A 9,276-nucleotide genomic window follows, 5' to 3' on the forward strand; every position below is an offset into this window, starting at 1 on the left:
CGACAAGAACGTCCCGTCGTATCCATCACCGGCGGCACCCGATGACAGTCCTCCGCGAGTACGCCGACGCGCTGGGGCTCCTCGACACCACCGAGCAGCCGTACGACGAGGTCATCGGCCCCGACGGCACGCTGCGCCCCGCGTGGAAGCCGATGGCCGAGACCGCCGTCTCGATCACCCCCGCGACGCTGACCCGCATCGGACACGACGTGGAGCGGTTCCTCGCCGACGACGGGGTCACCTACCTGCGTCCCGGTGCCAAGCCCGAGCCCTGGCGGCTCGATCCGGTGCCGCTCGTCATCGACCCCGCTCAGTGGCGCACCCTCGAGGTCGGGCTGGCCCAGCGCACCGAGCTGCTCAACGCGATCCTGGTCGACCTCTACGGCCCGCAGCGGCTCCTCGGCGACGGCATCATCCCCGCCGCGGTGGTCTTCGGCCACCAGGGCTTCCACCGCGCCGCCGCGCGAGCCAGCAGCCACGACCCGCGCCCGCTCGTCCTGGCCGCCACCGACCTCGGCCGCACCCCCGGCGGCGATTGGCGCGTGCTCGCCGACCGCACCCAGGCGCCGAGCGGGATCGGCTATGCCATGGAGAACCGCCGGGTGATCAGCCGGGTGCTCCCCGAGCTCCACCGCAACGCCGGCCTGCACCGGATGGAGCCCTACTTCGCGGCCCTCCGCAGCGCGCTGCTGGAGTCGGCACCGGGCGACCAGGCCGACCCCAGGGTCGTCGTCCTGTCCCCGGGAACCCACTCCGAGACCGCCTACGACCAGGCCTTTCTCGCCTCCACCTTGGGTTTCCCGCTGGTGCAGGGAGCCGACCTGACGGTCCGCAACGGCGAGGTCCTGATGCGTGCCAACGGCGACCGGCTGGAGCGCGTCGACGTCATCCTGCGACGGGTCGACGCGACCTGGTCCGACCCGCTCGAGCTCCGCGGTGACAGCCAGCTCGGCGTGGCCGGCCTGATCGAGGCCGTACGCCGCGGCACCGTCCGCGTCGTCAACGGCTTCGGCGCCGGCGTACTCGAGAATCCCGGGTTGGTTCCCTATCTCCCCGCCGCCTGCGAGGCGCTGCTCGGCGAGCCGCTCCGGCTCGGGTCGCTGGAGACCTGGTGGTGTGGCGATGCCGCTCAGCGTGCGGAGGTCGAGCGGCGGCTGGCCGCGGGGACACCGTCATCGAGGACCGTGGTCGTGCGGACGCTGGAGGGAGCGGTCGTCACCGGAACCCCCGAGGAGCTGCGCGCCAAGATCGCCGCGGCCCCCTACCGCCACGTCGGGCAGGAGCTGATCACGCTCTCCCAGGCGCCGACCTGGGTCGAGGGGCACGGCGCCGTCGGGCGGTCGCTGACGCTGCGTACGTTCTCGCTCCGCTACGGGTCGGCCTACCGCCCGCTGGTCGGTGGGCTGGCCTCGGTGAGGTCAGACGAGACCGGGCTGCCGCCGTGCAGCAAGGACGTCTGGGTGCTCAAGGAGTCGCCGCAGGTCGCCGACCAGGGCCTGGCCGACGTGCTCCCGATGACCCACACCCGCTCGGTCACGGTGCTCTTCCCGAGAGCGCTGGAGGACATGTACTGGTCGGGTCGCTACGCCGAGCGGGCCGAGGACCTCATCCGGCTCATCCTGGCCACGCACGTGCTGGCCGAAGACTTCAGAACCAGGCCGCGTACGTCCGGCGGGATCAGCCTCGAGGTCATGCTGAGCGCGCTCGACCGGCTGGGCGGTCACGGCCAGGCGGATGCGGACCCTTCGACAGGCTCAGGAAATCGCATCGACGCCGAGCTCCGCTCGCTGCTGCTCGACGCCGAGCGGCCGGGGTCGGCGGCGCAGTCGCTGGCTGGGATGCGGCAGGCCTTCAGCGGCGTACGCGACCAGCTCAGCCCCGACATGTGGCGGATCTTCTCCTCGACCGACCGGGCGGCCGCCGATCTCCGCGCCAATCCGCACTCGCTCCAGGTCGCCGAGTCGGGAGCCGAGATGCTGCACGGGATCCTGGCGATGCAGGGGATCGGGGCGAGCATGATCCGCGACGAGGGCTACCACTCGATCCGGGCCGGGCGGTTCCTGGAGCGGTCGATGCAGGTCTGCCACCTGCTCCGCGCCACCACGACGGTCAGACGAGGGCTCGAGGTCGACCGGGCCGTGCTCGACGCGGTCCTCGCCTCCGCCGAGTCCGCGGTCACCCATCGCCGCCGCTACCGGGGCTACGTACGCACCGGGGGAGTGCTCGACCTGCTCATCATGGACCGCGACAACCCGCGCTCACTGGCCTTCTCGCTGCACGAGCTGCGGCTGCATCTCACGAAGCTGCCCGGCTCGACCGGCTCGTCCCGCCCCGAGCGGCTCCTCGACGACATCACCGAGCTGCTCGAGCGCACCGAGGTCGCCGGCCTGGTCGCCATCGGCGGCGTCGGGCGCCCCAACCTGGAGTCCTTCCTCGACCAGGTCAACGCCCAGCTCGTCCGCCTCGCCGACGCCATCAGCGACGTCCACTTCGCCACCGGCCCGGCCCCCCAGCCCCTCAACGCCCTCCCGGCGCAGAAGGTGGCAGGGCAGGCATGAGATACGCGGTCACTCACATCACGACCTACTCCTACGACGAGGACGTCACCAACTCGTTCGGGATCGCCAACGTCACCCCGCGCGAGCTGCCGCACCAGCACGTCGAGTCGGCCGACGTACACGTCGTCCCCGCGCCCGCGGACCAGTCGAGCGATGTCGACTTCTACGGCAACACCGTGACCTACTTCCAGGTCCTCGAGCCGCACCAGAGGCTGGAGGTCACGGCCTCCTCCGAGGTCGAGGTCAGCAACCCGACGTACGACGAGGTGGCCTTCACCCAGCCGTGGGAGCGGGCGCGGCCGCTGGTGGACCCGAGCCTGCCGGGCGCCTGGCGGGCGGTCGACCTGGCGGTGGCCTCGCCGCTCGTGGAGCACACCCAGGAGGCGTACGACTTCGGTGCCGTCTCGCTGACGCAGGGGCGCGGGATCGTGGAGGCGGCGGAGGATCTGATGCATCGGATCCATGCGGGCTTCGACTATGACGACACGGCCACGACGGTCACCTCGACGATCCCGCAGATCTTCGAGGCCGAGGGTGGCGTCTGTCAGGATTTCGCCCACCTGATGCTGGCCTGTCTGCGAGCGCACGGGCTCGCGGCCCGCTATGTTTCCGGCTACCTCGCCACCAACCCTCCGCCAGGGAGGCAGCGGCTCGTCGGAGCCGATGCGTCCCACGCGTGGGTTGAGGTGTGGCTGCCACACTTCGGGGCAGACCTCCAAGGTGCGGGGACGGGCCAGTGGCTCGCCCTCGACCCGACGAACGACACCAGGGCCGACGATCGCTACGTGAGCGTCGCCTGGGGTCGTGACTATGCCGATGTACCTCCTGTGAAGGGGGTCATCTACACCGAAGCAACCACCTCGACATTGATGGTCTCTGTCGATGTGGCCCCCGACCAGCAGGAGTGAAAGTACGGTGTTGCTCGTGGCTGCAAATGAACGCGGGGGGCCTCCGCAGCGGGCAAGCATCGTCACCCGCGGCAGCCGCTGGCGTCGCGGAGTTCGCATCTCCGGAGTGCTGGTGGTCGTCGCGGCCCTTGTGGTGCTCACGCTCTGGCTGCTCGCGCGCAGCTCGACCCCGGCCGAGGTCACCCGCGAGTTCATGGAGACGACCTCGGCCTCGACGCTCTACCAGCTCGCCTCCGACGACGGAGACGAGCTCCTCGACGGCGGCGGCGCGAACGCGATGATCGACGCGGCCGAGGGGCGGCGGACGTACGCCGACGTCACCCCGCACACGCTGACCAGGACCCTCTTCTTCGCCGAGGCGGACGTCGAGGGCGACGTCGCGCGGGTCGCCGTCAAGATCTCGTACGAAGCCGAGGACGGCGACGTCCCGGACGACGCGATGATCGTCGTCCTCGTCCGTGAGGGGGACCAGTGGCGCGTCGACGACTGGGGGATGGCCGACGACAGCCGATGATGGTGGCATGAAAGCGTTCACCTGTCGGGAGTGCGGCAACCGTCTCTACTTCGAGAACTCGGCGTGCGTCTCGTGCGGCACGCGGTTGGCCTACTCGCGCGAGGAGCGCGAGATCGTGCCGGTCTCTCCCGATGGCATGTACGTCGACAGCGAGCGCTACATCTGGTGGGTCTGCACCAACACCCTGATCACCGGATGCACCTGGCTGGCGCGCACCGAAGGTGGGATGTGCTTCGCGTGCGAGCTGACCAATACCCGCCCGAACGACGCTGCCCCCGCCTTCGTCCGCGAGCAGTACTCCCTCGCTGAGCAGGCAAAACGCCATCTCGTGGTCGAGCTCGACGCGCTCGGGCTGGAGCTGCGTACCAAGCAGGCGGATCCGGCCGAGGGGCTCACCTTCGACCTGCTCGCCAGTGACGGCATCGCGTCCACGCCGGATGTGGTCATCGGCCACGACAGCGGCGTGATCACCATCGACCTCGCCGAGTCCGACGATGCCTATCGGGAGCACGTCCGGGCGACGCTCGACGAGCCCTATCGCACCCTGCTGGGTCATTTCCGGCACGAGGTCGGTCACTACTTCGAGTGGCAGCTGGTCCGCGGGCCCGAGGTGATGCGGCGGTGCACCGAGGTCTTCGGCGACGAGTCGATCCCCTACGACGAGGCCCTGCAGCGGCACTACTCGGAGGGACCGCCGGCCGGCTGGACGGAGCACTACATCTCGACGTACGCCACCATGCACCCGTTCGAGGACTTCGCCGAGACCTGGGCACACTTCCTGCACATCCGCGACACCCTGGACTCCGCCGCGTCCCACGGACTCTCCGCGCCGGTGCCCGACGACATGCCCTTCAGCCAGGTCGTCACCGACGTCTGGGCGCCGCTCTCGGCGGCGTTGAACGTCATCAACAGGTCGATGGGCCACGACGACCTCTACCCGTTCGTCATCCCGCCCGCGGTCCTGGACAAGCTCGACTTCGTCGCCACCGTGGTTCAGGATTCAACCACTCGGTTAAGGTGATCGCATGGGGCAGCAAGCGAAGTACGTACAGCCCGGCGACGAGTTCAACCGGGACATGAACTACATCCCGGACCGGATCACGCGGGAGGGTCGCAAGCCGGAGTTCGGGCCGGCTGATGTGCCCTTGTGGCCGGTCGAGCCCGGCCGTTATCGGCTGGTCGCCGCGGCAGCCTGCCCGTGGGCAAACCGCTCGGTGATCATCCGCAACCTGCTCGGCCTCCAGGACGTCATCTCGCTCGGACTCGCCGGCCCCACGCACGACGCACGGTCGTGGACCTTCGACCTCGACCCCGGTGGCGTCGACCCGGTGCTCGGGATCGAGCGGTTGCAGCAGGCCTACCTCGAGCGCTATCCCGACTATCCGCGCGGCATCACCGTGCCGGCCATCGTCGAGGAGGCCACCGGCAAGGTCGTGACCAACGACTTCCCGTGGATCACCCACGACTTCTTCCACGAGTGGACCGACTTCTTCGCCGACGACGCGCCGGACCTGTGGCCCCGCGCGCTGCGCGAGGAGATGGACGAGGTGAACCAGCGGGTCTTCACCGAGGTCAACAACGGTGTCTACCGATGCGGGTTCGCCGGGTCCCAGGAGGCGTACGACGCAGCTTATGTCCGTCTCTTCGCCGCTCTGGACTGGCTCGAGGAGCGGCTGTCGGGACAGCGCTATCTGGTCGGAGACCAGCTCACCGAGTCCGACATCCGGCTGTTCACGACGCTGGCCCGCTTCGACGCGGTCTACCACGGCCACTTCAAGTGCAACCGGCAGAAGCTCGTCGAGCTCCCCGCGCTGTGGGCCTACGCCCGCGACCTCTACCAGACCCCCGGGATCGGCGAGACGCTCGACTTCTCGCAGATCAAGGACCACTACTACATCGTCCACACCGACCTGAACCCCACTCAGATCGTCCCTGCCGGCCCCGATCTCTCCGGCTGGGACGAGCCCCACGGCCGCGAGTCGCTCGGTTAGCTCAGCGAGGAAGGTAGCCCGAACGCTCCGCCTTCCGCTGAGCCGTGACGGCGTTGACGTAGGCGTTGGTCGGCTGCACCCAGAGCAGCACCAGGATCGCGATCGCCAGGACGAGCTGCAGGATCCCGAGGACGACCGACTGAAGGAACATCACCGCCCCTGTGTCGGCGCTCATCGCCGTGGGGATGTTGGCCAGGCTGCTGAGGCCGCTGAAGATGGAGAACGCGCCGAAGACAGTCGCGACGATCCGTGCCCAGTTGCGGCCCTTGCCGTTCACCAGGGCCATCCAGATCCAAAGTCCGAGGGTCACCAGGCCGAAGACCACGAGCGCGCCCTGGATCACCGGGATGAACGCGTCGATGAACGACTCCGGGTCGAGGCCGGAGTCTTCGAGGCGAGGATCGCCTTCGAACTCGGTGAGCATCGTCTCCCTCATCCCGTCCACGTCGTAGCCGACGAGGATCAGGACGACGCCTACCGCCGACAGGACTGCTCCCAGCCACATCCCGTAGACGGCGTACGTCAGGCTCCTGGGTCGCTCGGCCGGAACGGTCGGAGGACCGGCGGGGCCGGCGGGGCCGGGGTAGGGCTGGCTGTAGCCGTAGGGGTGTGACATCGGTGCCTCCGGTGTTGATATGTGGGGCGACTCTAGCCAGGCTTCGTCACCCCGGCCACAGAAATTCCGGACCCGCTTCACCGTGGACAGGTACCGTTTGGCTATGTCGATGTGCGTCAGATCACAAGTCTGCGTAAGGCATGGCCAGCGGTGGCAACCCCACCCCGTGTGAAGGAAGAGTGATGACTGAATTCCTGGATCCGAGTCCCAGCCACACCGACATGGTGCAGCTGCTGAATCCCGAGGGCGAGCGGGTCTCGCACCCCGACTACGAGTTCTCACCCGACAAGCCCGAGGACGAGGCCGTACGCGGCTTCTACCGCGACATGGTGCTGACCCGTCGCCTCGACGTCGAGGCCACCGCGCTGCAGCGCCACGGCGAGCTGGGGCTGTGGGCGCAGCTGCTGGGCCAGGAGGCCGCGCAGATCGGCGCGGCCCGCGCTCTGGCCCCTCAGGACTTCGTCTTCCCGACCTACCGTGAGCACGGGGTCGCCTGGTGCCGCGAGGTCGACCCGATGCAGCTGCTCGGGCTCTTCCGGGGCACCGACCAGGGCGGTTGGGACCCGGCCGAGCACAACTTCGGGCTCTACACGATCGTGATCGGCGCTCAGACCCTGCACGCGACCGGCTATGCGATGGGCGTGCAGATGGACGGGCTCGTCGGCACCGGCGACCCCTTGCGTGACACGGCCGTCGTGGCTCACTTCGGCGACGGCGCCTCCTCGCAGGGTGACGTCAACGAGGCGATGGTCTTCGCGGCCTCCTACAACGCCCCGGTCGTCTTCTTCTGCCAGAACAACCAGTGGGCCATCTCCGAGCCGGTCGAGCAGATGGTCAAGGTGCCGCTCTACAAGCGTGCCCAGGGCTTCGGCTTCCCGGGCGTCCGCGTGGACGGCAACGACGTGCTCGCGACGTACGAGGTGACCAAGGCGGCGCTCAAGCGGGCTCGCGAGGGTGGCGGGCCGACGATGATCGAGGCCTACACCTATCGGATGGGCGCCCACACGACCACCGACGACCCGACCCGCTACCGGCTCTCCGACGAGGTCCAGGCGTGGAAGCTCAAGGACCCGATCGCCCGGGTGGAGGCGTACCTGCGCCGCGGTGGCGGCGCCTCGACGTCCTTCTTCTCCAAGATCGAGGCCGAGGCCGAGGAGTTCGGCGAGCGCCTGCGCGCCGGCATCCATGCTCTGCCCGAGCCGGATCCGGTGGGGCTCTTCGACAACGTCTACACCGAGCTGCCGCCGGAGCTGCAGGAGCAGCGGGACGGCTACGCGGCCTATCTGTCCTCCTTCGACCTCGAGGGGGTCTCCCGATGACGAAGATGACGTTGGCGAAGGCGCTCAACGCCGGTCTGCGGCGGGCGATGGAGGACGACTCGAAGGTCGTCCTGATGGGTGAGGACATCGGCCGTCTCGGTGGTGTCTTCCGGATCACCGACGGTCTGCAGAAGGACTTCGGTGAGGCCCGGGTCGTCGACACGCCCCTGGCGGAGTCGGGGATCGTCGGGACCGCTGTCGGGCTCGCGCTGCGTGGCTACCGGCCGGTGGTGGAGATCCAGTTCGACGGGTTCGTCTACCCGGCCTACGACCAGATCGTGTCGCAGGTGGCCAAGTTCCACTACCGCTCCGGCGGGCGGGTCGCGATGCCGATGGTCATCCGGATCCCGTTCGGTGGCGGCATCGGCGCCGTGGAGCATCACAGCGAGTCGCCGGAGGCGCAGTTCGCGCACACCCCGGGGCTCAAGGTCGTCGCGTGCTCCGACCCGGTCGACGCCTACTGGATGATCCAGCAGGCCATCTCCCATCCCGACCCGGTGATCTTCCTGGAGCCGAAGCGGCTCTACCACTCGACGAAGGCCGAGGTCGACGTCGACGCTTCGCCTGGGCCGCTGTTCGAGTCTCGGGTGGTGCGGTCGGGATCGGACGTGACGGTGCTGGCCTACGGTCCCACCGTGAAGACGGCCCTGACCGCCGCCGAGGCGGCCGCGGGGGAGGGCAAGTCGCTCGAGGTGATCGACCTGCGCACCCTCTCGCCGCTCGACATGGCGCCGGTGCTGGAGTCGGTGCGGCGTACGGGCCGGGCGGTCGTCGTCCACGAGGCCCACGTCAACCTCGGTCTCGGTGCCGAGCTCGCGGCCCGTGTCACCGAGTCCTGCTTCCACTCCTTGGAGGCGCCGGTGCTCCGGGTGGGCGGGTTCGACACGCCCTATCCGCCGGCGCGGGCCGAGGAGTTCTACCTCCCCGACCTCGACCGGATCCTCGACGCGGTGGACAGGAGCCTGGCATGGTGAGCGAGTTCCGTCTTCCTGACGTGGGCGAGGGCCTCACCGAGGCCGAGATCGTCGAGTGGCACGTCGCCGTCGGCGACGTCATCAAGGTCAACGACCCCGTCTGCGACATCGAGACCGCCAAGTCCGTCGTCGAGCTCCCCTCTCCCTATGCCGGGGTTGTCCAGGAGCTCCTCGTCGAGGTCGGCGACGAGGTCCAGGTAGGCACCCCCATCATCCGCATCGGCGACTCTGCCGAGGCATCACCCGCGCCGGCCGAGGCGTCACCCGCGCCGGCCGAGGGGTCACCTGTGCAGGCCGAGGCGTCACCTGCGCAGGCCGAGGGGTCACCTGTGCAGGCCGAGGCGTCACCTGCGCAGGCCGAGGGGTCACCTGTGCAGGCCGAGGCGTCACCTGCGC

Annotated in this window: 9 protein-coding genes; 8 read left to right on the plus strand and 1 reads right to left on the minus strand. The window is 69.2% G+C overall.

Going from position 1 to position 9,276, the window contains the following annotated elements:
* Positions 1–41: 41 nt before the first annotated feature.
* Genes ACRDPS_RS25455 through ACRDPS_RS25475 form a run of 5 tightly spaced genes read left to right on the plus strand, consistent with a single transcriptional unit; the run spans position 42 to position 5,971 of the window.
* Positions 42–2,558, plus strand: coding sequence for a circularly permuted type 2 ATP-grasp protein (locus ACRDPS_RS25455; RefSeq protein ID WP_431504463.1), 2,517 nt, complete (start codon positions 42–44; stop codon positions 2,556–2,558).
* Entirely contained in the window at positions 2,555–3,466 is a 912-nt protein-coding gene (locus ACRDPS_RS25460; RefSeq protein WP_431504464.1) for a transglutaminase family protein, read from the plus strand. Before ACRDPS_RS25455 ends, ACRDPS_RS25460 begins: the two co-directional genes overlap by 4 nt.
* A 16-nt stretch (positions 3,467–3,482) precedes the next feature.
* Positions 3,483–3,980, plus strand: a complete 498-nt coding sequence (locus ACRDPS_RS25465) for a hypothetical protein (RefSeq protein ID WP_431504465.1) — start codon at positions 3,483–3,485, stop codon at positions 3,978–3,980.
* 7 nt (positions 3,981–3,987) lie between these two features.
* Complete coding sequence (locus ACRDPS_RS25470; protein WP_431504466.1) at positions 3,988–5,001, plus strand: zinc-binding metallopeptidase family protein; 1,014 nt, start codon at positions 3,988–3,990, stop codon at positions 4,999–5,001.
* Between the two features lie 4 nt (positions 5,002–5,005).
* A complete protein-coding gene (locus tag ACRDPS_RS25475; RefSeq protein ID WP_431504467.1) occupies positions 5,006–5,971 on the plus strand; it encodes a glutathione S-transferase family protein in 966 nt (321 codons plus the stop codon).
* Between the two features lies 1 nt (position 5,972).
* Here ACRDPS_RS25475 and ACRDPS_RS25480 read toward each other — a convergent pair whose 3' ends face one another.
* Positions 5,973–6,587 carry a hypothetical protein gene (locus tag ACRDPS_RS25480; protein WP_431504468.1) on the minus strand — a complete coding sequence of 205 codons (615 nt, stop codon included), beginning with the start codon at positions 6,585–6,587 and terminating at the stop codon, positions 5,973–5,975.
* Positions 6,588–6,769: 182 nt separating this feature from the next.
* Here ACRDPS_RS25480 and pdhA point away from each other — a divergent pair, with 182 nt between their 5' ends.
* The 3 genes from pdhA to ACRDPS_RS25495 all read left to right on the plus strand — a co-directional run.
* Complete coding sequence (pdhA, locus tag ACRDPS_RS25485) at positions 6,770–7,906, plus strand: pyruvate dehydrogenase (acetyl-transferring) E1 component subunit alpha (protein WP_431504469.1); 1,137 nt, start codon at positions 6,770–6,772, stop codon at positions 7,904–7,906.
* Positions 7,903–8,880 carry an alpha-ketoacid dehydrogenase subunit beta gene (locus ACRDPS_RS25490; protein ID WP_431504470.1) on the plus strand — a complete coding sequence of 326 codons (978 nt, stop codon included), beginning with the start codon at positions 7,903–7,905 and terminating at the stop codon, positions 8,878–8,880. Before pdhA ends, ACRDPS_RS25490 begins: the two co-directional genes overlap by 4 nt.
* Positions 8,874–9,276 (plus strand): biotin/lipoyl-containing protein (locus tag ACRDPS_RS25495; RefSeq protein ID WP_431504471.1); only part of this gene is annotated, 403 nt, incomplete at its 3' end. The genes ACRDPS_RS25490 and ACRDPS_RS25495, both read left to right, overlap by 7 nt.

Source organism: Nocardioides sp., assembly GCF_050699375.1.
In the GTDB taxonomy this organism is placed as follows: Bacteria; Actinomycetota; Actinomycetes; order Propionibacteriales; family Nocardioidaceae; genus Nocardioides.